At 50.7% G+C, this 24546-nt stretch carries 22 protein-coding genes and 1 riboswitch; of the genes, 21 read left to right on the top strand and 1 reads right to left on the bottom strand.

The window, feature by feature from the left end:
* The first annotated feature begins 2 nt into the window (after positions 1-2).
* From gabT to ACE5KN_RS10410, 14 genes are all read left to right on the top strand, one after another.
* Positions 3-1349: a 4-aminobutyrate--2-oxoglutarate transaminase gene (gene gabT / locus ACE5KN_RS10475; RefSeq protein ID WP_375526567.1), complete on the top strand. Its 1347-nt coding sequence runs from the start codon at positions 3-5 to the stop codon at positions 1347-1349.
* Between the two features lie 194 nt (positions 1350-1543).
* A complete protein-coding gene (locus tag ACE5KN_RS10470; RefSeq protein ID WP_375526566.1) occupies positions 1544-2413 on the top strand; it encodes a LysR family transcriptional regulator in 870 nt (289 codons plus the stop codon).
* 228 nt (positions 2414-2641) lie between these two features.
* Positions 2642-3202, top strand: a complete 561-nt coding sequence (locus tag ACE5KN_RS10465) for an OsmC family protein (protein ID WP_375526565.1) — start codon at positions 2642-2644, stop codon at positions 3200-3202.
* Between the two features lie 3 nt (positions 3203-3205).
* Complete coding sequence (locus tag ACE5KN_RS10460) at positions 3206-4126, top strand: ABC transporter permease (RefSeq protein ID WP_375526564.1); 921 nt, start codon at positions 3206-3208, stop codon at positions 4124-4126.
* A gap of 96 nt (positions 4127-4222) precedes the next feature.
* On the top strand, positions 4223-5770 hold the full coding sequence (locus ACE5KN_RS10455; RefSeq protein ID WP_375526563.1) for an ABC transporter substrate-binding protein: 1548 nt from the start codon (positions 4223-4225) through the stop codon (positions 5768-5770).
* 27 nt (positions 5771-5797) lie between these two features.
* Positions 5798-6721 (top strand): ABC transporter permease, encoded by a 924-nt coding sequence (locus ACE5KN_RS10450; RefSeq protein ID WP_375526562.1) that lies wholly within the window; start codon positions 5798-5800, stop codon positions 6719-6721.
* A 49-nt stretch (positions 6722-6770) separates the two neighbouring features.
* Entirely contained in the window at positions 6771-7754 is a 984-nt protein-coding gene (locus ACE5KN_RS10445) for an ABC transporter ATP-binding protein (RefSeq protein ID WP_375526586.1), read from the top strand.
* A complete protein-coding gene (locus tag ACE5KN_RS10440; RefSeq protein WP_375526561.1) occupies positions 7751-8743 on the top strand; it encodes an ABC transporter ATP-binding protein in 993 nt (330 codons plus the stop codon). The genes ACE5KN_RS10445 and ACE5KN_RS10440 overlap by 4 nt, the downstream gene beginning before the upstream one ends.
* A gap of 34 nt (positions 8744-8777) precedes the next feature.
* Positions 8778-10133 (top strand): LLM class flavin-dependent oxidoreductase, encoded by a 1356-nt coding sequence (locus ACE5KN_RS10435; protein ID WP_375526560.1) that lies wholly within the window; start codon positions 8778-8780, stop codon positions 10131-10133.
* Positions 10130-11452: an LLM class flavin-dependent oxidoreductase gene (locus tag ACE5KN_RS10430; protein ID WP_375526559.1), complete on the top strand. Its 1323-nt coding sequence runs from the start codon at positions 10130-10132 to the stop codon at positions 11450-11452. Before ACE5KN_RS10435 ends, ACE5KN_RS10430 begins: the two co-directional genes overlap by 4 nt.
* Positions 11453-11471: 19 nt before the next feature.
* Positions 11472-12104, top strand: coding sequence for an RraA family protein (locus ACE5KN_RS10425; protein ID WP_375526558.1), 633 nt, complete (start codon positions 11472-11474; stop codon positions 12102-12104).
* A gap of 210 nt (positions 12105-12314) precedes the next feature.
* A riboswitch (cobalamin riboswitch) is annotated at positions 12315-12517 on the top strand.
* A 218-nt stretch (positions 12518-12735) separates the two neighbouring features.
* A complete protein-coding gene (locus ACE5KN_RS10420) occupies positions 12736-13821 on the top strand; it encodes a FecCD family ABC transporter permease (RefSeq protein WP_375526557.1) in 1086 nt (361 codons plus the stop codon).
* Entirely contained in the window at positions 13818-14639 is an 822-nt protein-coding gene (locus ACE5KN_RS10415; RefSeq protein ID WP_375526556.1) for an ABC transporter ATP-binding protein, read from the top strand. The genes ACE5KN_RS10420 and ACE5KN_RS10415 overlap by 4 nt, the downstream gene beginning before the upstream one ends.
* The gene (locus ACE5KN_RS10410) at positions 14632-15651 is read left to right on the top strand and encodes an ABC transporter substrate-binding protein (protein WP_375526555.1); all 1020 of its coding nucleotides are present in this window, start codon (positions 14632-14634) and stop codon (positions 15649-15651) included. The genes ACE5KN_RS10415 and ACE5KN_RS10410 overlap by 8 nt, the downstream gene beginning before the upstream one ends.
* A gap of 111 nt (positions 15652-15762) precedes the next feature.
* On the opposite strand, the gene ACE5KN_RS10405 is transcribed toward ACE5KN_RS10410, so the two are convergent.
* A complete protein-coding gene (locus tag ACE5KN_RS10405) occupies positions 15763-16653 on the bottom strand; it encodes a LysR family transcriptional regulator (RefSeq protein ID WP_375526554.1) in 891 nt (296 codons plus the stop codon).
* Between the two features lie 176 nt (positions 16654-16829).
* On the opposite strand from ACE5KN_RS10405, the gene ACE5KN_RS10400 reads away from it, so the two are divergent.
* From ACE5KN_RS10400 to ACE5KN_RS10370, 7 genes are read left to right on the top strand one after another with little or no spacing between them, the layout of a single operon-like run.
* Entirely contained in the window at positions 16830-18383 is a 1554-nt protein-coding gene (locus ACE5KN_RS10400; RefSeq protein WP_375526553.1) for an ABC transporter substrate-binding protein, read from the top strand.
* A gap of 18 nt (positions 18384-18401) precedes the next feature.
* Positions 18402-19352: an ABC transporter permease gene (locus ACE5KN_RS10395; protein ID WP_375526552.1), complete on the top strand. Its 951-nt coding sequence runs from the start codon at positions 18402-18404 to the stop codon at positions 19350-19352.
* A gap of 14 nt (positions 19353-19366) precedes the next feature.
* On the top strand, positions 19367-20317 hold the full coding sequence (locus tag ACE5KN_RS10390; RefSeq protein ID WP_375526551.1) for an ABC transporter permease: 951 nt from the start codon (positions 19367-19369) through the stop codon (positions 20315-20317).
* On the top strand, positions 20289-21302 hold the full coding sequence (locus ACE5KN_RS10385) for an ABC transporter ATP-binding protein (protein ID WP_375526550.1): 1014 nt from the start codon (positions 20289-20291) through the stop codon (positions 21300-21302). The genes ACE5KN_RS10390 and ACE5KN_RS10385 overlap by 29 nt, the downstream gene beginning before the upstream one ends.
* Positions 21295-22308 (top strand): ABC transporter ATP-binding protein, encoded by a 1014-nt coding sequence (locus ACE5KN_RS10380; RefSeq protein WP_375526549.1) that lies wholly within the window; start codon positions 21295-21297, stop codon positions 22306-22308. Before ACE5KN_RS10385 ends, ACE5KN_RS10380 begins: the two co-directional genes overlap by 8 nt.
* A 16-nt stretch (positions 22309-22324) precedes the next feature.
* Entirely contained in the window at positions 22325-23470 is a 1146-nt protein-coding gene (locus ACE5KN_RS10375; RefSeq protein WP_375526548.1) for a M20 family metallopeptidase, read from the top strand.
* 12 nt (positions 23471-23482) lie between these two features.
* A complete protein-coding gene (locus ACE5KN_RS10370; RefSeq protein ID WP_375526547.1) occupies positions 23483-24436 on the top strand; it encodes an ATP-grasp domain-containing protein in 954 nt (317 codons plus the stop codon).
* Positions 24437-24546: the final 110 nt, after the last annotated feature.

Here is a 24546-nt window from a genome sequence, read left to right as displayed (position 1 = left end):
GATTGGTGAAAGAGCGCAAGTATGTCAGGATTGAGGGTCCGCTGCCCGGGCCGAAGACGGCTGAGCTGCTCCGCAGAAGGGAGGCGGCTGTGGCGAGCGGCGTTGGCAACAACTTTCCGCTGTTTGTGGAGAGCGCCAGCGGCGCGCTGCTGACGGATGTGGACGGCAATGTGTTTCTCGATTTCGCCGGCGCGATCGGCACGCTGAATGCCGGCCATTGCCCGCCGACGGTTGTGCAGGCTGTGCAGCAGCAGGCAGAGCGGTTCCTGCATACATGCTTTCATGTCGGCATGTATGAGCCGTATATCGAGCTGGCCGAGAAGCTGGCGGCGCTTGCGCCGGGCTCCTTTGCCAAAAAAGCGGTGCTGCTGAACAGTGGTGCCGAAGCGGTGGAAAATGCCGTGAAAATCGCCCGCAAGCATACCGGAAAGCCCGGCATCGTTTCCTTTACGCGCGGCTTTCATGGGCGCACGCTGCTGGGCATGAGCTTGACAAGCAAGGTGCGGCCATATAAATTTCAGATGGGTCCGTTCGCCCCGGCTATATATAAGGCCCCTTATCCTTACCCGTATCATCGTCCGGGAGCCATGAGCGAGGAGGAGTATGCGCGGTTCTGTCTTGACCAGTTTGCGGACTTTCTGCTGACTGAGGCTGCGCCGGAAGAACTGGCAGCGGTCATTATGGAGCCGGTGCAGGGAGAGGGGGGCTTTATTGTGCCGCCGAAGCTTTTTGTCCAGGGCGTATATGAGCTGTGCAGACAGCATAGCATTCTCTTCATCGCGGATGAAATCCAGACCGGCTTCGGCCGCACAGGCACAATGTTCGCCAGCACGCATTTTGGCATTGAGCCTGACCTGATCACCGTATCCAAATCACTCGCCGCAGGCCTGCCGATCAGCGCGGTCGTCGGCAGAGCGGACATTATGGATGCGCCCAATCCGGGCGAAATTGGTGGAACCTATGGCGGCAGTCCGCTGGGGTGTGTGGCCGCTCTTGCCGTCCTTGACCAGATGGAGCGGGAAAACCTTTGCGAACGGGCCGGGCAGATCGGACTGCGGATCAGAGACCATTTTAACAAGCTGCAAAAGCAGCACCCCATCATCGGTGATGTCCGTGGCCTCGGAGCAATGTGCGCCATCGAATTTACCGAGCCTTCTGACAGAAAGCCTGCCGCAGTGTTTGCGGCAGGACTGATTCGTGCCTGTTATGACAAGGGTATTATTTTGCTGACTGCAGGCGTTCACGGCAATGTGATCCGCTTCCTGTCTCCACTGGTGATAACCGACGAGCAGCTGGAGGAAGGCCTTGACATCATGAGTGAATCACTCTCGGAAATATATGTAGGGTAATATGGAGTGCCGATTTAACTCCGCATTTATTAGAGGTTTTTTTAACATTCTTTTAAACTCTTGCAAACGCAGGAGTTTTTTTTCTGTATATAGCAAATGGCTTGTTCTCTATACAAATAAATAGAAGTAATATATATTAGTTAAAATTCCTAGTTACTTAATTGGAATAGTTTATATTAACGGAGGGATATGGAGTGGAAGACCGGGACTGGCGTATACTACAGGAATTATACAAGCATCGCAATATAACGAAGACCGCCCAGAATCTGTTCATGTCACAGCCGGCACTGACAGGTCGAATCCAGCAAATTGAGAAGGAATTTGAAATTACCATTGTAAAGCGGGGAAGACGCGGTGTGGATTTTACGCCGCATGGAGAATACATGGCAAAAGCCGCGGATGAAATGCTGAAAAAATATCAAAAAATCAAGGATGATCTGCTGAATCTCGATAACCAGGTTACTGGAACACTCAGGCTTGGAGTCGGTTATTTTTTTACGAAAAACAAGCTCCCACGCATACTAAAGATGTTCAAGGAGCTCTATCCAAAGGTTGAATATAAAGTCATTACAGGCCGCAGTAAAACCATTCACAGTATGATTTTCAATCATGAAATCCACATCGGGCTCATTCGAGGGGAGTACACCTGGAACGAGGAGAAGCATTTTCTGTTTCAGGATACGTTATGTGTCGTGTCCAAGGAAGCCATAACTCTTGAAGATCTGCCTGCTCTCCCCCGGATTGATTACGGAACGGACTACGTTCTGAAATCCGAAATCGATAACTGGTGGTCCGATCATTATTCTGTGCCTCCCCGAATCGGGATGGAGGTGGATCATACGGATTCCGCAAGGGAGATGGTCATGAACGGACTCGGTTATGCCATTATGCCAAGCATGTATTTCAGCGGGGAACCGCTGATGAAGATCCAAATCAAGAACAGGAAGGGCGAGCCCATCATCCGCCGGACATTTATGTTTTATCATCAGGAATCGACACAGCTTAACCAGGTTAGAGCTTTTGTGCAATTTATGAAGAGCATCGATTTCAATCAATTCCTATAGATACCATAGGAATTTTAAATGGTCAGGCATAACGATTTCGTATTTTATTAATTACCTTCTTTCAGTTAAAGTGAATAGCAACCTCGTTTCCGGTGAACGTCAAAGCAAGGGGGAAGAAAATAACTTAAATACCGACTAAATACATAGGAAAATGTATGTTTAAGTTGGTTCCGATTCTTATGTTTGCGACGTGAACCGAACACTCGATATCCAAAGGGAGATGAAATTATGGCAACATTAAATGAATATCTTGCACAGAAAAAAATAGCTGCCCAGCAATTGCATCAGCAGGCGCTTGCCAACCCCCAGCCCAGAAACTATGCTGCCAGAGTGCGTGCGGCCGGCCGGAGCGGAGTCCGTGAAATCCGAATCAGGGATTTTCAGATCATAAGCGACAGTCCCGAAAATTTTGCCGGATATAGCCTTGGTCCGGCGTCTCCGGAAATTCAGCTTGGCGTTCTGGGGAGCTGCATGACCCACATCACGCTGATCCAGGCTGCCAAGCTGGGGATATCCCTGGAATCCCTGGAGATTGAGGTCCATGGACAGGAGCATCCGCTGGCCGGGCAAGAAGGTTATGAGGATGTTCCTATTTACCCGCACAACATTCATTACAAAATTCATATTACCTCTGATGAGGAACCCGAAAGAATTCAAGAGCTTCACGAAACGGTTGAGCGTGTATGCCCTATATATAATCTTCTGCTTAATCCTCAGACGATTGCTGGTGAAGTGGTGCTTACCACAGCCTCTGATCCCGAGGGGAAAGCAAAAACGCAAGGGAAATAGCGAATGGCCAAGTATATCATTCGCTCCTTGCTCCAGGTTGTTCCGGTGCTCTTTATCATTACACTGGTTGTTTTTGTACTGGTTCATGTCACAGGTGATCCCGTAACCATGATGCTTCCGGATACAGCTACAGCTGAAGACAGGCAGGTTCTAAAAGAGGCCTTGGGTTTAGATCAGCCTTTATATGTACAGTATTCTATCTTTGTGTCCAATCTGCTGCATGGAGACTTCGGCGATTCATTCCGTTACGGACAGTCCGCCTTGCCCATCGTATTGGAGAGATTGCCTGCCAGCTTCGAGCTGGCGATGGCTTCGATGCTTGTGGCCTGCTGCATTTCGATCCCGCTTGGCATCTGGTCGGCAGTCAGACGAAACTCTTTCATGGATCTGCTGATCTCAGGCATATCGGTTTTGGGCAAAGCCATGCCTAACTTTTGGGTAGGCATCATGCTGATTTTGCTCATCTCGGTTCAGCTCGAATGGACACCCGTCTCGGGCAGAGGCGGTTTCTCACACCTGATTCTTCCCGCGCTTACACTGGGCACCGGCATTGCCGCCGAGATGACACGGCTGATTCGTTCCAGCTTTCTCGAAATTATCAGCCAGGACTATATCCGGACAGCCCGGAGCAAAGGACTTCGGGAAATCGTAATTCTGGGCAAACATGGTCTGCGAAACGCATTGATTCCGGTAGTGACCATCTCAGGATTGCAGCTGACCAATCTCGTTGGCGGATCACTGGTTACCGAAACGGTGTTTTCCTGGCCAGGCATGGGCCAGCTTATTGTGCAGGCGATCAATACGCATGATATGGCCATCATTCAGGCCTCTATATTTATTATTGCATTCATCGTAATCCTGATTAATCTATTGACAGACATTACGTACAAGCTGCTTGATCCGAGGATCAAATACAGCTCCTAGACACTTCACGACTTAAATCCAACTATATCGATATAAAAACTAAGTTAAATTGTTTTTTCTGTTGGATTGTCTACTAGAGAAAGGCGGATAAAGAAGATGCAACGATTGTTCAAATGGCCGTTCGCCATCATCGTATTCATACTGGTGATCACCGGATGCGGAAACGGCGGCAGCGGAAGCGCGGCCGACGGCGCAAGCCAGTCCGGCGGAGAGAAGGTGCTTACCATCGGCAACACCATTGATAACGTTACCTTTGATGTTCATGATCATGGCAACACCCAGACGGAGTCCATTCATGTCAATCTGTTTGATTATCTCGTCAAAAAGGACGCATCCGACCCGAAAAAGAAAATACCGGGTCTCGCCGTTTCCTGGCAACGAACTGACGATTTGACATGGCGCTTCAACCTGAGAGAGAATGTCAAATTCCATAACGGCGATGCTTTTACCTCTGCTGACGTGAAATTTACATTGGAGCGCGCAGCGCGGGATAAATCACTGATCGATTATTCCTCATACAACATCATCGACCATGTAGAAGTGATTGATGATTATACGGTTGATATTGTTACGAAAGAGCCGGACCCGATTTTACTATCAAGATTAAGCCGTATCAGCTCCGGCATTCTGCCGGAAAAGTATTTCCAGGAGAAGGGAGTGGAAGGTTTCAATGCGGCTCCGATGGGAACAGGACCTTACAAGTTTGACAAATGGATTAAGGACGATCGGGTTGAGCTGGTCAAAAATACGGATTATTATGGCGGCGACCCCAAATGGGACAGAGTCGTGTTCCGCACCATACCGGAAGCCACAACAAGGATTTCGGAGCTTCTCACAGGCTCCATTGATATAGCGGTGATCATTCCCCCTGGCGATATTCAGCGGGTAAAAGACAGCGGGAAAACCTATTATACCGACCTGGAGAGCGCGAGAGTACAAAGCTTGCTGGTGCGCCAAACTCCCGGAACGGTCACAGCGGACCCGAAGGTTCGGGAGGCGATTGAGCTTGCGATCGACAAGCAGACATTGGTTGACAGTGTGCTGGGTGGTGCGGGCGTACCTACTCAGGAAGCTGTCGGACCTGGGATCCTTGGCTTTAATCCCGATCTGTCCAACACGAATCTCTATGATCCGGAACGGGCGAAGCAATTGCTGACGGAGGCCGGTTATCCGAATGGAGTTGAACTGACACTCAGCAGCCCCGCCAGCACCAAAGAGGTAGCCGAGGCCATTGCCGCCTATCTGACAGAAGCCAATTTTAAAGTCAATCTTGAAATCCTGGAGCAGACCCAGTACAAGCAGCGCGACAACTCCAACACCTTTAAGGAACTGGCTCTCCAGGGCAAAGGCAACTCCATGTTTGAAGCCCCGCTTCCGTTGGAAATATTCAGATCGGATAACGCCAAAGGGCAGACGGACTACAGCAACCCAGAAGTAGATGCACTGCTGCGGCAAGCCTCCGTGAACCTGAATGACGAAGAAAGAGAGAAGCAGTACCAGAAGGTCCAAGCGATTCTGGCCGAGGATCGTCCAAGAATTTTCCTGTATCAGAATAAATTCAACTATGGAGTGAACCACAGGATAGACTTTACTCCGCGTCCGGATGAGATGTTTTACGCTGAAGACATTACGCTGAAAGAATAGGCAAAGCATACAGAGGGATTGGAGGGCATGGATGTGGAAAAATCCATTCAGACAGAAGCTTCTCTAGCTGTTCCCGCTCACTCCCCCCATGCGGACATACAAAAATCCAGAGGGGGCAGGAAGCAATTGTTCAAGAGCAAGACCGGCGCCGTGGGCCTGTTCCTGCTCCTGATCATTATATCGCTGGCGCTGACCGCGCCATATATTGCGCCACACGATCCGGCAAAGGCCAATATTGCTCAAAAGCTGCTTCCCCCGGCCTGGGAAGAGGGCGGTAATTGGGAATATATCCTGGGAACAGACGGGCTGGGCCGTGATATATGGAGCCGGATTATTTATGGATCACGGGTATCGCTCATCGTCGGATTTAGCGCTGTAGCTATTTCCGGACTCATCGGGTTAGTGCTTGGTCTTCTGGCTGGGTATTACGGATCGTGGATCGATGCGCTGATTATGCGTGTAACGGACGCATTTGTCGCCATACCAGCCATTTTATTCATGATGCTGTTTATGTTTGTGCTTGGCGAAGGGGTTGGCACACTGATCTTTGTTATTGGTACAACAGGCTGGGTCAGCTACACCAGGCTGGTCCGCAGCGAGGTGCTGAGCGTACGGGAGCGTGATTATGTGCGTGCAGCCCGCGTCAGCGGCGCCAAAGCTCTGCGGATTATGGGAGTCCATATCCTGCCGAACATTATTTCATCCTTTATCGTGATTGCAACGCTCAGCGTGGGCAGGGTCATCATCTCGGAAGCGGCGTTGAGCTTTCTCGGTTTGGGCATTCAGCCTCCTGCCGTATCGTGGGGAGGGATGCTCAGCGATGGGAGACAGTATTTGGCGACGAGCTGGTGGGTAGCCACATTTCCGGGACTGGCCATAACGTTCACGGTACTGGCGATTATTTTTGTCGGAGATTGGCTCCGCGACTGGCTGGACCCCAAGCTGAAATAGGAAGTATGGCTGAATGTCCAATCATTATGGAGAGAGAAGTGATGAGTTCATGCCCGAAGCGTTACTGGAAGTGAAGAATCTCTGTACCTCTTTCAGAACAATGGAGGGTGTTATCCCTGCGGTTAACCGGGTTTCTTTTCATGTTGGGAGAGGCGAAACCCTGTGTATTGTCGGAGAATCAGGTTCAGGAAAAAGCGTAACCTCATTGTCGATTATCGGACTTCTCGACACGCCGGGCAAAGAGGTTACCGGGGAAATCATACTGAAAGGCCGCAATCTGCTTAAGCTGAACAAAAGTGAAATGAGGAAAGTCCGCGGCAGTGAAATCTCCATGATTTTTCAAGAGCCGATGACTTCTCTTAATCCTGTATTTACAATCGGCAGCCAAATTTCCGAGTCGCTGCGGACACATGCGGGGCTGAGCCGGAATGAGGCAAAGCTTCGCAGTATTGAGCTGTTAAGAATTGTCGGCATTCCCAGCCCGGAAAAGGCAATTCATTATTTTCCCCACCAGCTGTCGGGAGGAATGAGGCAGCGGGTCATGATCGCATCCGCTCTATCCTGCCGTCCCGGCCTGCTCATTGCGGATGAGCCTACTACAGCACTGGATGTTACGGTGCAGGCCCAGATTCTTAAAGTCATCAAAGAACTGAGCAGCACGCTGGATATGGGCGTTATTCTGATTACCCATGATCTTGGAATTGTGGCCGAAATGGCGGACCGGGTTCTGGTGATGTATGCCGGCGAGATTGTAGAAGAAGCCCCGGTGGAGGAGCTGTTTGACCGTCCGCTTCATCCGTACACTTCCGATCTGATGAGGTCGCTTCCCCAGCTTCACACGGAGCAGGAGGAATTGTATTCCATTAAAGGAACGGTTCCGGCCTTGCATGAGCTTCCTCCCGGGTGCGCCTTCCAGTCGAGATGCCCGTACGCAACAAGCCGGTGCGGAACAGAGAAGCCGGGTCTAGAGATGATCGAAGCAGGGCATGCCGTAAGATGCTTTTATCCGCTGATTCAGGGAGGGGTACAGTGAGCAGCGCATTTGTGGAGAAACAGGAAAGCCCCTTGCTGAAGGTGGAGGGACTGAAAAAATATTACCCCTATAGAACAGGATTGCTGGGCACGAAGAAGGGACATATTCGGGCCGTGGACGACCTTAGCTTCGCTGTAAACAGGGGGGAGACGCTTGGCATTGTCGGAGAATCCGGATGCGGTAAATCGACGCTCGGCCAGCTGATTCTCCATTTGCAGGAGCCTACGGAAGGAGAAGTGTGGTTTGCTGACCGCAAGCTGACAGGTATGACCGAGAAGCAGCTTCAAGGCATCCGGTCGGACTTGCAATTGATCTTCCAGGACCCATACTCTTCATTGAATCCAAGGCTTAAGGTGCGAGACATTATTGCAGAGCCGTTTCGCATCCATGGTCTTCCGCCGGGTGAAGCTTTGGGGAGCAGACTTACCGAATTGATGGAAACGGTCGGGCTCGGGAAGCATCACCTGGACAGATATCCGCATGAATTCAGCGGCGGGCAAAGACAACGGATCAGCATCGCCAGAGCGCTGGCACTAAGACCGAAGCTTATCGTGTGTGATGAGGCTGTATCGGCGCTCGATGTATCGATTCAGGCCCAGATCCTCAATTTGCTCAGAAAGCTCCGGCGGGAGCACGGAATTACGTTTATTTTTATTGCGCACGGCCTGGCCTCCGTAAAGTTTGTCAGCGATAAAATCGCGGTGATGTATCTCGGTAAAATCGTAGAACTGGCGGACAAAAATGATTTGTTCAATCACCCAAAGCACCCGTATACCCGGTCGCTGCTGTCGGCGATCCCTGTGTCGCATCCGCGGGACAAAAAGGAGCGAATCGTACTGCAGGGGGATGTCCCAAGCCCTTCGGACCCGATCAGGGGGTGCAGCTTTCATACAAGATGTCCGATGGCGCAGGAAATTTGCCGGAGCCAGCCCCCGGAGTTCAGAGAGTATACAGCTGGTCATAGGGTGTCATGTCACTTTCCTTTATAAAATTTTCATGAAAAGGTTGAGGTGAAGCAACAAAATGAGCACAAATCGCCAGATGATATTGAATTTTTTTATGAACAGCACGGGTTTTCATGAGACAGCATGGAGGCTTCCTTCGGCTGAGCCAGAGGGAGTAACCTCGTTGTCCTTGTATAAAAAAATGGCTCTTATCGCCGAGCAGGCCAAATTTCATACCGTATTTTTGGCGGATGCCTACGAGCTGGGGGAGAACGTAAAGCATCAGGCGCTGAATCGTCTGGAGCCTTATACTCTTTTATCCGCTTTGGCCGGGGTCACGGAAAGGATCGGACTCGTAGCTACGGTATCCACTTCATATACAGAGCCGTATCATACGGCCAGGCTGTTCGCTTCGCTGGATCATCTGAGCGGCGGGCGCGCTGGCTGGAATATCGTCACCACCGGGATCGGGAAGACCCATCTTAATTTTGGCCGTGAACAAAATTATGAGCATACCGAGCGCTATCAGCGTGCATTGGAGTTTGTCCAGCTTGCAACCAAGCTGTGGGACAGCTGGGAAGATGACGCGCTTCTTTTTGACAAAGCCCGCGGTTTGTACGCCGATGTGGAACATATTCATGCGGTAAGACATCGAAGTGACATTTTCGCTGTGGAAGGTCCTTTGAATCTGCCGCGTCCGCCGCAAGGTTATCCGGTGTTGGCCCAGGCGGGTTCTTCGGAGGACGGCAAGGAGCTGGCGGCGCGTATCGGGGAATTGATCTATACAGCTCAGCAGACACTTGCAGATGCGCAGGCGTTTTATGCAGACGTGAAATCACGGGTGGAGAAATACGGACGCAATCCGAATGAGGTTAAAATCGTCCCGGGTTTCAGTGTCATCGTGGGCGCAACCGAATCGGAAGCCAAAGAGAAAGAAGCCGAGCTTCGTGAATCCATCATTCCCGAATTGGGACTGCACCGGCTCTCCAAGCGGCTGAAGGTGGATCTGTTCTCTTATCCGCTTGACGGACCTGTCCCGGAGCTTCCAGACCCTGCAACCATTAATGAAAATCGAAGCCGGTTTGAGCTGATGAAGAATATGATTGAATCCGAAAAGCTTACGATCCGCCAATTGATTGAACGGGTGTCTGGAGGCAACGGGCATCGCACCTTTGCCGGGACGGCCGAGAAAGTTGCAGACGAGCTGGAGAGCTGGTTCACCGGCGGAGCATGTGACGGCTTTGTCATCCGTCCACAGGCGCTGCCTTCAGGCCTCGAGGATTTTGCCAGACTGGTAGTTCCTGAGCTTCAGCGGAGAGGATTGTTCCACACGGAATATCGCGGTACTACACTGCGGGAAAATCTGGGGCTTGCCCGTCCCAACAATCAATTCTCGGCTCAAAGCCAACAACGGAAAGGGGTGCAGCTGGCATGAGCAGGGGCAGGAAGCTGAAGCTGGGACTGTTCATACAAGGCGCAGGCCATCATGTGGCTGGATGGCGGCATCCTGAGGCACACTCCGGTAGCGAAAACTTTGATTTGATCACACAGCTCGCGCAAAAAGCGGAGCAGGCGAAGCTGGATATGATCTTCTTGGCGGATGGACTCACAACTTCCGCCGGAAGCCCGCCTTCCGTTGTAGCACGGTTTGAGCCAATCACACTGCTGGCGGCGCTGTCCACGGTAACCCGCCGGATCGGTTTGGCGGTTACGGCTTCAACCACTTATTATGATCCCTTTAATCTGGCGCGCCTTATTGCTTCCGTCGATAAGCTGAGCGATGGCCGGGCGGCATGGAATGTGGTGACTACGTCAACGCATGAAGCGGCCCTTAACTTCTCGGCACAAGACCATTTGGACCACAGTTTGCGGTATGAGCGTGCGGCTGAATTCGTTGAAGTTGTGAAAGGACTATGGGACAGCTGGGAACAGGAACCTTACATTGTAAACAAGGAGACAGGAGAATACATCGACAAGCGCAAAGTACATGAACTGAATCATAAGGGCAAGTATTTCTCCGTCAAAGGTCCGCTCAATGTAAGTCAGAGTCCGCAAGGTCATCCTGTCATCATTCAGGCGGGTTCATCCGGCCCCGGTCAGGAGCTGGCCGCACAGATTGGAGAGGTGGTATTTACTGCGCAGCAGAGCTATGAGGATGCCCAGAATTTCTATAGCGGCTTGAAAGGATTGCTCCCGAAATATGGCCGGCCGCCGGAGCATGTTCATATTCTTCCCGGGTTGTTCCCTGTCATCGGAGCAACGGAGAAGGAGGCCAGGGAGAAATACGAGCAATTGCAAAGCTTTATTGATGATTCCCGGGCCTATGATACTTTGGAGGAACGCTTTGAATATGATCTGCGCGGCTACTCCCTGGATGATCCTGTTCCGGATATCCCGGAATCGAGCGGCCGCAAGAGCAGGCCTCAGCTGCTGATGAAGCTTGCCAGGGACAAAGGGCTGACCTTGCGTCAGTTGTTCCGCGAGGTAGCGGGAGCGCGCGGGCATCGGATCGTGGTCGGTACACCAATTCAATTGGCTGACCATATTCAGAAGTGGTTCGAAGGTTATGCGGCTGACGGTTTCAATATTATGCCCCCTTATGTGCCGGGCGGATTCGATGACTTTGTTGAGGGGGTCATCCCTGAACTGCAGAACCGTGGACTGTTCCGGACCGATTACGAAGGAAGCACGCTGCGGGAGCATCTCGGTTTGCCTGTGCCCGCGAACCGTCATTCAACCGTGCCCACCTCATAAAATATTAGGAGAGAAGAAAATGTCCGATATCGATAACATTTTTCAAGGATTGCCGACGACTTGCATTTCGGATGTCCTGGGTGGATTGACGAATCTGGATTATGCCATCAAACCCATCGATCATCAGCACAAGATCGCCGGGAGGGCATTTACGGTAAGTATTCCTGCCGGGGATAATCTCGCCGTTCTGCAGGGGATTCGGGAGGCCCGGCCAGGAGATATTCTTGTCATCGCCGCACAGGGGGACACACGCCGCGCTGTCGCGGGAGATTTCGTCGTGGGACTCGCTCAGACCTTCCGGCTCCAGGCATTGGTGGTTGACGGCGTCATTCGGGATATTGAAGGGATCCGCAGCTTGAATTTCCCAGTCTTCAGCAGAGGCGCAACGATTGCCTCAGGTAATAAATACGGGGGTGGACATACGAATATCCCGATCTCTGCAGGAGGAGTCAGCATCCAGCCAGGGGACTGGATTATCGGGGATATCGATGGTGTAGTTGCGGTTCCCGAAGAGCAGGCTCAGGATGTGGCAAAGGCAGCCAGAAACAAGCTGAACCAGGATGAAGAACGAAGTTTGGCTATTTGTGGAGACCAAGCTTCAGCCAGACTTTATTTGGACAAAGTGCTTGGAACCATTCCGAATCCCGGTTAATCCATATATCCTATACAGAATACAAGAAAGCCTTTCTTGGAAATGAGGCGCGAGCAGCCATTCCGAAGGAAGGCTTCTTGTTTTGCCCATGATTGCAGAAGCCGCTCTCATTACAGAAGTCAATTGATTTGAGGCAAAGAAAGTGCCGCACTTCAATGGACAACAGTTTCTATACATGCTACCATTATATTGTTTTAAACTCACATTTTTAAATATTTTAAAAGAGCAGGTGGCGAGGTGTGTGAAAGCACAGCCTCGTCTTAAAAGGGAAGCCGGTGCAAATCCGGCACGGTCCCGCCACTGTAAGCGAGGAGCCGTTCTGCAAGTTCATGGTCACTGTCGTTGTTCGATGGGAAGACCGCAGACGGCGAAGATGCGCAAGTCAGGAGACCTGCCTGCTTCTTGGATTGTCACAAACCTACGCGGATAGGGGGTGGCCGGCACGGTTCACGATGATGTCGTCGGGCTTTTCTTACTGCTGCTTTCATTTCCTGGCAAGGTGATGAAACAGGCTGGAAGCTGCTCTGCGCTTTACTTTGATCCAGTACAGGCACTCTCATAAACTTGAGGGTGCTTTTTTGCTGTGCATTATTACAATCTCCTTGCGCGGCAAAGAGAGGAAAGGAGTTAAATGATCAAAAAACAGAATGGAGGGCTCCGGGCTAAACCTGCATGGTTTGCGGTTCATTTATTCGCATGGATGGTTGTTCTGACCGCTTCCATTACCATTGCTGTCATGCTGGGACCCGTACGGATTCATCCTCTACAGGTGTGGAACATCGCCTTTTCCCATCTTCCTCTCCTGGATGGCCGGCTAGACGGATCGTGGACGAAAGCGCAGGAGCATATTGTGTGGAATATCCGGTTTCCCAGAGTCCTGCTGGGAGCTGTCATTGGCGCGGGACTCGCTGTTGCAGGAGCTGCCATTCAAGCTCTGACACGGAACTCGCTGGCTGATCCCTACATCCTCGGTGTTTCTTCGGGGGCGTCCACAGCGGCGGTGCTTGTGATTATTTTCGGAGCCTTCCGCTTTCTCGGGATATACGCGCTGCCTCTTTCCGCATTTGCAGGCTCGCTGCTTGCTATGGTGCTCGTGTTCATACTGGCCAAGGTCGGTGGAGAGATTTCAACAACGAGATTGCTGCTGTCCGGTATTGTCACTTCCATGATGCTGTCAGCCGCCACCAATTTTATCGTCACATTGGCTCCCCATGCGGATGGCATCCGCTCCGCTATGTATTGGATGATGGGCAGTCTGACTGGCGCGAAATGGGAGCATCTGACCGTCCCGGCCCTTATCGTGGCTGTGGGAGCTGCAGTGCTATTGTCCCTGCATCGTTCGCTGAATTCCCTGCTTATGGGGGAGGAGGCGGCAGTGACGTTGGGAGTCAACATTGCCGCTTTTCGTATTTTACTCGTCGTTATTGCAGCCCTGATAACAGGCACGATTGTCTCTGTAAGCGGTTCTATCGGCTTCGTCGGGTTGATGATTCCACACATCGCGAGGATGATGACCGGTTCAGATCACCGCCGGGTACTGCCGCTAAGCATGCTGCTTGGCGCGATATTCATGATCTGGGCTGATGTGGCCGCACGGCTCGTGCTGGCACCGGAAGAGCTGCCGATTGGCATCGTTACAGCCTTATGCGGGGGGCCGTTCTTCATCTGGCTGCTGCGGAGAAGTACATACTCATTTGGTGGGGGGAACGGTAAATGAATGTGTCAGTTGAAGGGCTCTCCTACAGCGTGCAGGATAAACAGCTGATTGATTCCGTTCTGCTGCATGTGCGGAAGGGCGAGCTTGTCGGGCTGATCGGGCCAAACGGCAGCGGGAAATCCACACTTCTGAAAAATATTTACCGTGTCCTGCAGCCTGATTCCGGCCGGATTTCGATTGACGGACAGAATTTGCATTCCATATCGCATCGAGAGACTGCCCGGCAGATCGCTGTCGTCAGCCAGGAAGCGCCGGTCGCCTTTGATTTCTCCGTCAAGGACATGGTCATGATGGGGCGTAATCCTCATAAAAAATGGTATCAACCGGATAGCGTGGAGGATCTGATGCTGGTGGAGCAGGCGCTGGAACGTGTCGGATTGCTGCAGGATGCGGGGCGCAGCTTCTCAACCCTGTCAGGCGGTGAAAAGCAGCGTGTTTTGATCGCGCGGGCGCTTGCCCAGCAGGCCAAATTTCTCATCCTGGACGAGCCTACCAATCATCTGGATATCAAGCATCAGCTGCAAATCATGGATCTGGTAAAAGGGCTCAACATCACTTCATTGGCAGCTCTGCATGATCTCAACATCGCAGCTTGCTACTGTGACCGCTTGGTTGTCATGAAGGATGGCAAAGTGATTGTCACCGGGACACCGGAGGAAATCCTCACGCCCAGGCTGCTGTTTGCCATTTTTGAAGTGGCGACTGAAGTTGTCATGCATCCAATGACAGGCAAACCGTCAATAACATTTCTGCCAGAGATGAGCGGAATGGCAAATATCAGTCCAAATGATTGGACAAGCGGAGGAAGCCATGATTAAATTTAATAGATTATTCAATTTGTGCATGGTTGGCACAGCATTGATTTGCCTGCTGTCTGCGTGTGGCAGTGCTTCTCAAGAAGCAGCGGCCATATCACCAGCCGGGGCGCAACCGGACCGGCAGAATTCAGGGAAAGAGCCTGTTGTCATCGAAAATATGGGGGAAAAGCTTGTGTTCACCGAGCCGCCGCAGCGTGCCGTTACGCTGAACCAGCATGCCACGGAGGTCATGCTGGCGCTTGGCCTGGAGAATTCCATGGTGGGGACGGCTTATTTGGATGACCAAATCCTTCCTGAGTATAAAGAACAGTACGACAAAATTCCGGTGTTGTCGGAACAATACCCGTCCCAGGAAGTGTTTTTTGCGGCGAATCCGGATTTTGCCTACGCGGGCTGGAAAAGCGCATTTACCGAGAAGACGCTTGGTTCCAGGGCTGAGCTCGCCGGGCAAGGTGTGCAAACTTATGTACAGGAGTCTTCGAACAAGACCGGTCCGACACTGGAGGACGTGTATCAGGACATCCTGAATATCGGCCGGATTTTTCAAGTCGAAGAGAGGGCGCAAGCTCTTGTGGATGCTATGAAACGGGAAGTCGGGCAAATTCAGGACAGCATCGGTACGGTCAGCGAACCCGTCAAGGTATTTGTCTATGACAGTGGGGATGATACCGCGTTTACGGCCGCCAACACCTATCTGACAAGCCTGATTAACATGGCGGGCGGAAAGAACATTTTTGATGATATCGAAAAAGGCTGGGCCACGGTCAGCTGGGAGGAGGTTGTGAACCGTAACCCGGATCTCATTGTCATCGTCGATTATGGCGATACAAGCGTGGACCAAAAGAAAGCTCTGCTGCTGAGCAATGCTGCATTAGCGGATGTTGCCGCCATCAAGAACAAACGCTTTGTTGTGATGCCTCTTTCAGCGGCGGCAGAAGGGGTACGCGCACCGATGGCGTTAAGGACACTGGCCAGCGGGTTTTACCCTGATAAAGTCGAAGATATGAAATAGTTATTTGTTTTTCAAAATCAAAAAAGCCTTTCCCGGAATTGAAGCGGTGAGCTGCAGTTCCGGAGAAAGGCTTCTTTTACGTCTTTTAAGAAACGGGGTGCAAAACAATAATTATGTAAACACATGATCATCCACTGTAAGCAATGTAATCAGGTGATTCATTGGCGCCGTAATATGTTTGTTCTTGGACAGAAGAATTTGCGAATAAAACGGCTGGATAGCTCCCGGGTTAATGGAAAAGCCGGACAGAGCTTCCTGAAGAAGCTGCTGCTCAACGGCTATTCTGGGAATCATCGCGATTCCCATGCCATAGATGACACATTGCTTGATCCCCTCAATACTTCCCATTTCAGACACGGTTTCATAGGTTACACCATGATCGTTCATGGATTGCTCCAGCGCTTCCCGGTATTTGCACCCTTTCTCTGTAAAAATAAACGAGCTGTTGTGCAGCTCATGAATCGATACATCATCCCTGCCGCTCAGAGGATGGTTTTGCGGGCAAATGAATATAAATTCCTCATTGCGAATAGGAAAAGCTCTTAAGTCAGGAGCAGAAACGGGAGTGCTTAACACGATAGCCAAATCAATCTCGTTATTCTTAAGTTTACGAATGTTGTCTTCATCAGATGCAGGAAAAAAAGTGACATTCAGCTTTGGATACGTCTTACGGAACAATTGAAAATACGGAGGAAGCAAAAAAGCGGCAAGTGTCTCCGTCGTGCCAATTCGGAGATCCACGGCAGAATCCGGAATGAGCAGATTCTCTGCCCCCAGATAACCCTCAACAATCTTGTCCGCAAAGTGAAGAAGTCTGAATCCCGGCTCGGTCAGCTTTAATTTGTTGCCGTTTCGCACAAACAGCTTGGTGCCGAAATGGTTCTCAAGCTTCTTAATCTGTACACTGACCGTTGGCTGCGCATAGTTCAACTGCTCTGCTGCTTTCGTGAGGCTCAGGAAGCGTGCAGCTTCACGAAAAGTAATAAAGTATTGAATATCCATGCTTCTCCCCCACCGTGAAGTATTAAACATCATAATTGTTCGATTACGATCGTTAGAGATAAGTAATACACCTCGTATGCTATATTATAAACTATTCCAAGTGGAAAACTATACTATAATTCGTGAAGAAGTGGAGGAGTCCTGTGAATCTATCATTTAAAAGACTGCCTATCGTAATGTCATTAAGTTTAGTCCTTGTTCTTGCCGCATGCAGCGGCAAGCCGGAAGCCTCCAGCGTACAAGGGAATGAAGAGGACAATCCCGTTTCCGGCGGCATATTGGAGGTAGCCTACCCCGCCAATCCTGCCACACTTGATCCTCATCTGACCACCAATCAGGCGACAAGAGACGTCTCCCGCAATATCTATGAACAGCTGCTGACGCTGAACAAAAACTATGAGGTTGTTCCTCAATTGGCCGAATCCTATGAGGTTAGTGAGGATGGGAAAACCTACACCTTTCATCTTCGTCAAGGTGTTCTGTTTCATAACGGCAAGGAGATGAAAGCTGAAGATGTAGTAGCCTCCATGGAGAAATGGCTGGCCACCTCGACCCAGGGGCAAGCCAATCTGAAAGGAGCGGCATTTTCGAAAATCGATGATTATACCGTACAGCTTACGCTGGAGGCATCATCTCTTATAGGCTCCTACATACTTGCTGACACGGCTCCCTTTCCAGGCATTATGCCCAAAGAGGTTATCGACGCCGCCGGTCCCGAAGGTGTAAAAGAGTTTATCGGAACAGGTCCTTACAAGCTGGAGGAATGGAAGACCGATCAGTATGTTCATCTGGCCAAATTTGCGGATTATGCCCCGCAAGAGACAGAGTCGAGCGGACTTGGCGGCAAGAAGAATGCTTATCTCGATGAGATTTACTTCCGTTATGTGACAGACGAGTCAACCCGTGTTGCCGGCATTATGACAGGAGAGTACGATGCGGCGTTTGGCATCCCTTTTGATAATGCCGAACAAATCGAATCGACAGATGGGGTAAGCAACTACTTCAGTGAAGGGGGCATTGTGACTTATGTCTTTAACAAGAAAGCAGGCCCGTTCGCGGATCAGAAGCTGAGGCAAGCCTTTAACCTGGCTCTGAATTATGATGAAGCTCTTACTGCGGCATACAGCAACAGCAGCTTCTATAAGCTGGATTCGTCACTGGCGCTTCCTTCACAGACCGATTGGTACAGCAAGGCGGGAGCGGAGCAATACAACGTAAATGATATCGAAAAAGCCAAACAATTGGTTGCGGAATCAAGCTATAGCGGGGATGAGGTTGTCATCCTGACCACACGCGACTATCCGGAGCAATACAATCTGGCGGCTGTTGCCCAAGAGGTGCTCAAATCCATCGGTGTAAATGCGAAGCTGGATGTGTATGACTGGCCGACGGTTCAAGAACGCCGGACAGATGAAAATAATTTCGATTTGTTTGCCGTAAGCTTTGCCACACGTGCAACGATCCATCAGTATCCATTCCTGGAGTCTGGCGCGGATTATCCGGGCTGGACAGACAGTCCGGAAATTGATGAATTGCTCGCTCAAATTCAAGCGGCCCCTTCTATTGAGGCTGCCAAACCACTGGTGGATGAATTGAACCGGAAAAATTGGGAGTATCTCCCGATCATCAAGCTGGGCAACATTCAGAATCTCATTGCTGTCCGCGACAATGTAAAAGGCTTTGATGATTTAGTCGGACCGATTCTGTGGAATGTGTGGCTCGATGAATAATACCGGGGGTGCAGACTGATGGCCAAATATCTGATTCAGCGGGTGCTGTCGCTGCTTCCTGTGCTGCTGGTTGTTGCAGTCGTCGTTTTTTTGCTGATCCATTTAACACCTGGTGATCCTGCGAGCGTCATCCTGGGGGATGAGGCAAGTACGGAAAGTATAGCCGCGCTGCGTGAGCAGCTGGGATTAAATCTTCCGTTGCATCAGCAGTTTCTTGCCTGGTTCGGTAATGTGCTCAGGGGGGATCTGGGGGATTCCATCTTCATGGATATGAGCGTAGCCGAAGCTTTTTTCAGCAGGGTGCCGCCTACGTTGTCCCTGGCGATTCTCGCCCAAATCATCGCGGTTTCCCTTGCTTTGTATATGGGCATTATGGCTGCGAGAAAAAGAGGCACGCTGGCCGACCAAGCCGTGATGGGCATATCCCTGCTCGGGATATCCGTCCCCAGCTTTCTGCTCGGTTTATTTCTGATCCTGATCTTTGCCGTCGAGTTTAAATGGCTCCCTGTTGCTGGTTACCGGCCTTTAAGCAACGGTTTGTGGGACCATCTTCGTTACCTGCTGCTGCCGGCGATCGCGCTAGGGGCGATGCAGGCTGCGCTGATCGCACGCATGACCCGGTCATCACTGATCGAAGTGCTGAGTGAACAATACATCAAAACAGCCCGGGCCAAGGGGCTTCAAGAGAAAAAAATCGTATACAAGCACGCCCTGAAGAATGCTTTTATTCCTATATTAACGGTGATTGGGGAAACCTTTGGGACCCTAATTACGGGGGCGGCCGTCATTGAAACGGTCTTTAACATACCGGGAATCGGCCAGCTTATCATCAGTTCCATTGAACGCAGAGACTTTGCGGTCATTCAGGGCAGCATTTTGCTGATTACGATCACCTATGTATTGCTAAATTTATGGATTGATTTACTCTATGGGCTTCTTGATCCTCGGATCAAGTTAAACCGGCGTTAGAAAGGGGGATCTATATGCCCAAAATTGAGCGAAGCAGCAAGGCGCCAGCTTCCGGCAGGTACAGCATCGCGCTGCGGAGATACTGGTCGAACCCTCTGCTGGTCACGGGGACCGTATGTATCACCTTAATGACCTTGGCAGCGCTCATTGCTCCCTGGATCACGCCCTATGATCCGTATTCGATTGAGGCGCTGAACCGGCTTAAGCCGCCAAGCGGCGAGCATTATTTCGGAACCGATAATTTGGGGCGTGATGTATATACACGTGTCATCTTTGGTTTAAGGGTCTCTTTGCTCGTTGGAGGAGCGGTAACGATCATCTCAGGCCTTATCGGTCTGGCTGTTGGACTGCTATCGGCTTATTATGCCGTATGTGATCATATTTTGATGAGAATTTGCGACGGTTTATATGCTTTCCCGTCCATTTTGCTGGCTATATCTATCGTTGCTATTATGGGGCCGCGAACCATAAATGTCATTATCGCTCTGTCCATTGTGTACATCCCGTCGATTGCCCGGATTGTTCGATCGGCAGCGCTCGTTGTCAAAGAGAAAACCTATATCGAAGGATTAAAGGCACAGGGGGCGGGGCCCTTTCGCATTATCGGTCTGCATATTGTGCCAAACGTGCTCTCGCCGGTGGTTATTCAAACATCATTTATTTTTGCGGTATCCATCTTAACCGAGGCTTCTTTAAGCTTTCTCGGTGCGGGTATTCCTGCTCCGGCGCCAAGTCTTGGCAATTTGCTGCTTGACGGGAAAAACGTTATTTTTAACGCCTGGTGGATGACGGTGTTCCCAGGTGTATGCATCATTTTGCTGATTCTTGGTCTGAACCTGATCGGAGACGGACTGCGTGATTTCCTTGATCCCAAAACCAAAAAGAAACGGCGTGTCCAAAAGAACAAGAAGACGAGTGTAGGCAGGAGAGAGCGCAATGAACCAGACCTCACTATTGGAAGTTAGAGATTTAACAACCATATTTCCTACGGAAACAGGCTTCATGAAGGCGGTTGACGGTGTTTGCTTTCATATTGATTCCGAGGAAACGTTAGGCGTTATCGGGGAATCCGGATGCGGAAAAAGTGTCACCGCCGAATCGATCATGCGTCTGCTTGATGAGGAATCGACAGATTACAGAGGGCAGATTCTCTACAACGGTACGGATTTATTGCAGCTGCCTGAGGAGAAGATGCGGGAAGTGCGGGGGAATGAAATAGCGATGATTTTTCAGGATCCGATGTCATCACTGAATCCCGTATTTACCATTGGCGATCAAATGATGGAGGCACTTATGCTGCATCAAAAGCTGAACAAAGCCCAGGCGAAACAAAGGGCTGTAGAACTGCTGCGCTTAACCGGCATATCTGATCCCGAGGCCCGGTTTCATGCATATCCTCATGAATTATCAGGAGGAATGAGGCAGCGGGTTATGATTGCGATGGCCTTATCCTGTGAACCGAAGCTGCTGATTGCAGATGAGCCGACCACGGCGCTGGATGTCACGATCCAGGCGCAAATTCTGGAATTGATGAATGAGCTGAAAGCCAAGCTTGGCATGGGCATCTTGCTCATTACGCATGACCTGTCGGTAGTTGCCCAGATGTGCTCACGGGTGATCGTGATGTATCTGGGCGAGGTTATTGAAGAAGCGGATGTTGTAACCCTGTTTGATAATCCTTTGCACCCGTACACGGTTGGTCTGCTGAAATCCGTGCCCCGGTTGGACGGAGAGCGCAAGGGCAGGTTATATGAAATCAGAGGTTCTGTGCCTTCAATGAAAGAAGTGAGCGGCAGCTGCAGATTTGCGCCCAGATGTTCTTTTGCCACCGACATTTGCCGTTCACAACCGCCTCGTTTGGAAGAAACCGCACACGGACAAAAAATAAGGTGCTGGCATTACGCTGCCATTGCTGAAGAAAGAAGGGGGAGTCCGGGACACCATGAGTGAACAACCGATTCGTGAACAGCCTCTGCTGCAGGTTGAACAATTAACGAAATATTTCACTGCCAAATCCGGACCTTTCTGGAGAAAAAATCAGGTGAAGGCGGTGCAGGATGTCTCTTTTTCAATACATGAAGGTGAAACCTACGGTTTGGTCGGAGAATCGGGAAGCGGGAAAAGCACAACCGGCAGGACGCTGCTTCGTTTAACGGAACCTACAAGCGGCAGAGCCTGCTTTCAGAATCAGGACATTTTTACGCTGCGGGGAAGAGAGATCAAAGCGTTAAGAAGAGAGGTGCAAATGATCTTCCAGGACCCTCTTTCATCCCTGGACCCCAATAAAAGGGTCGGCTACAGCATTGCTGAGCCGTTGGCCATTCATGGTCAGGGCTCCAGACATGAGCGGCATGAGCGCGTACTTGAATTGTTAAGCCGCGTAGGGTTGAGTGCCAGGCATGCGGAGCGGTTTCCGCATGAATTTTCCGGGGGGCAAAGGCAGAGGATTGGTATTGCCAAAGCGCTTGCGCTGCGGCCCAAACTGGTGATATGTGATGAACCTGTGTCTGCACTTGATGTATCCATTCAGTCGCAAATCCTGAATTTATTAATTGAACTGCAGACCGAATATCGGTTGTCCTACTTGTTCGTTTCCCATGATCTTAGTGTAGTCAGGCATATTGCGGACCGAATTGGAGTGATGTATCTAGGACATTTGGTAGAGCAAGCCCCGACGGATGAATTGTTTGCCCGCCCTTTGCACCCGTACACGCAATTTCTGCTGTCCGCCATCCCGGCACCCCATCCCAAATTAAAGAGAGAGCGGATTCTGTTACAGGGGGATATCCCTTCACCTGCCAACCCGCCGTCAGGCTGCGTGTTTCATACACGCTGTCCGTATGTGATGGATGTTTGCAAGCAGCTTAAGCCTGCTGCCATGGAATTATCCCAGGGACACAGTGTGCGGTGCCATCTATATCATGACGACCTGAAAGCAGAGACCATTTTAAATTAGAAAGGAATGACCCTTCATGTCTAGTAAAGATTGGAAGCAGAAAGAAGCGGAGATGCTGCTGCTCATTGAGGAAATCGTCAATATTGAAAGCGGAACCTTTGTGAAATCAGGGGTGGATTTAGTATCGGCCAAGCTAGGTAGCCTTTATAAAGAGATCGGCTTTCAGGTGGATGTGCAGGAACAGAAGGAAAGAGGGAACAACCTTGTGATCACTCATCCGGAGGCGCAGCATCCGGAAATTCTCATTATTGCGCATATGGATACGGTCTTTCCTGCCGGAACCGTTGCGGAGCGGCCTTTTTCAAGAGACGAGAAGTATGCCTACGGACCGGGAGTATTTGATATGAAAGCCAGCCAAATCACAACCTTGTATGCCATCAAATATTTGCAGGAGAAAGGAAGCGACAGCTATAAAAATGTGCGGATTATTCTGAACTCTGACGAGGAAGTAGGCTCGGTTCATTCCCGTTCATTGATAGAGGAATTTGCAAAATTAAGCAAGTATGCCCTGATTGTCGAGCCGTGCGATGAGGACGGAACTCTGGTTACGGGAAGAAGAGGGGGCGGAAAATACTATTTGACCGTAACCGGAGTCGCTGCCCATTCCGGAGCCGAGCCTGAAAAAGGACGCAGTGCCATTGCCGAACTGGCACATAAAATCATCAAGCTGCACGCATTGACGGATGCCGAGGCGGGCGTGCATGTCAATGTTGGGGTCATCGGGGGAGGCACCTCAAGTAATACGATCGCACCGCATGCTTTTGCCAATATCGATGTGCGGATGGAAACGAAAGCCCAGGCGGAAGAGCTTGACCGCAGCATTCGGGAGATTTGCTCCCGCGTCGATGTTGAAGGAACCTCATTGGAGCTGCAGGGCGGTATTACCCGGCCGCCGATGATCAAGAACGAGCGGACTGAAGAATTGCTGAGCATTGTTCAGGAGGAAGCGCTGAAGCTGGGAGAAAAATTGCATGACAAAAAGGTCGGTTCCGGGTCGGACGGCAATATTACCTCCTCTGTGGGCATTGCAACCATCGATGCATTGGGTCCGAAAGGCGGCAAGGCGCACAGCAAGGATGAGTATCTGGTTATTGAATCGCTCGTTCCGCGAACGAAGCTGTTGGCCCATGTGATTGAACGTCTGACAAACCGTGAGCTGTGAAGGAGATAACAAATGACGAAAGCGTATATTATCCACGAAAATGAAAGCTGGATTGTCCCGCTTCGGGCAGCGCTTGAGGAATTGGAGGTGCCGCACGAATTCTGGCATTTGGACGAAGGCCGACTGGATTTAAGCCAGCGTCCGCCAAGCGGCGTGTACTACAATCGCATGAGCGCATCATCCCACTCACGGAATCATCGATACGCCCCCGAATATACCGCGAATGTGCTGGCATGGCTTGAGCATCATGGAAGAACCGTGCTTAACACCAGCCGCGCGCTGGAGCTTGAAGTCAACAAGGTGAAGCAGTATCTGGAGCTGCAAAAGTTCGGTATTGAGACTCCTGCTACCGTTGCCGCGGTGGGTAAAAAGGCAGTGCTGGAAGCCGCGAGAAATTTTCCGTACCGGACCTTTATGACGAAGCATAATCGTGCGGGAAAGGGGCTTGGCGTCTACCTGTTTGACAGCCTGGAAAATTTGGAGACCTACGTAAACAGCGCAGCCTTTGAGGATTCAGTGGATGGGGTAACCTTGATCCAGCAGTACATCCAAAACGAGGATCAGGTGATTACCCGCTGTGAATTTATCGACGGGAAGTTCTACTACGCGGTGAGAGTGGATACCTCGGAAGGATTTCAGTTATGTCCTGCGGATGCCTGCCAAATCGGGGAGCAGCTCTGCCCGGTTGGGGAAGGAACCTCGTCACGTCCGAAATTTGAAGTCATCGAAGGATTCAGCAATCCGCTCATAGCCAAATATGAAGCATTCCTGCAGCAAAACGGAATCAGCTTCGCCGGCATTGAATTTATTACCGATTCAGCAGGCAGGACCTATACGTATGATGTCAATACAAATACAAATTACAATCCGGAAGCCGAAGGTCTGGCCGATGTCTCGGGAATGAGGGAAATTGCAAGGATATTGAAAGGGTATCTGGAGAAAGAGAGACAGTTAGCGGAGGATTAATTTTAGCATTTTTCAATCGAACGATAGAGAAAGTCTATTAGCGCGCTCATGAAACGGGTGGTACATTATTATCACATCAATTCTTACTATGCGCATAGGAATTATAAATT

The organism is Paenibacillus terreus (assembly GCF_042138595.1).
Classification (GTDB): Bacteria; Bacillota; Bacilli; order Paenibacillales; family Paenibacillaceae; genus Paenibacillus; species Paenibacillus terreus.
This window is presented reverse-complemented; position numbering and strand designations above follow the sequence as displayed.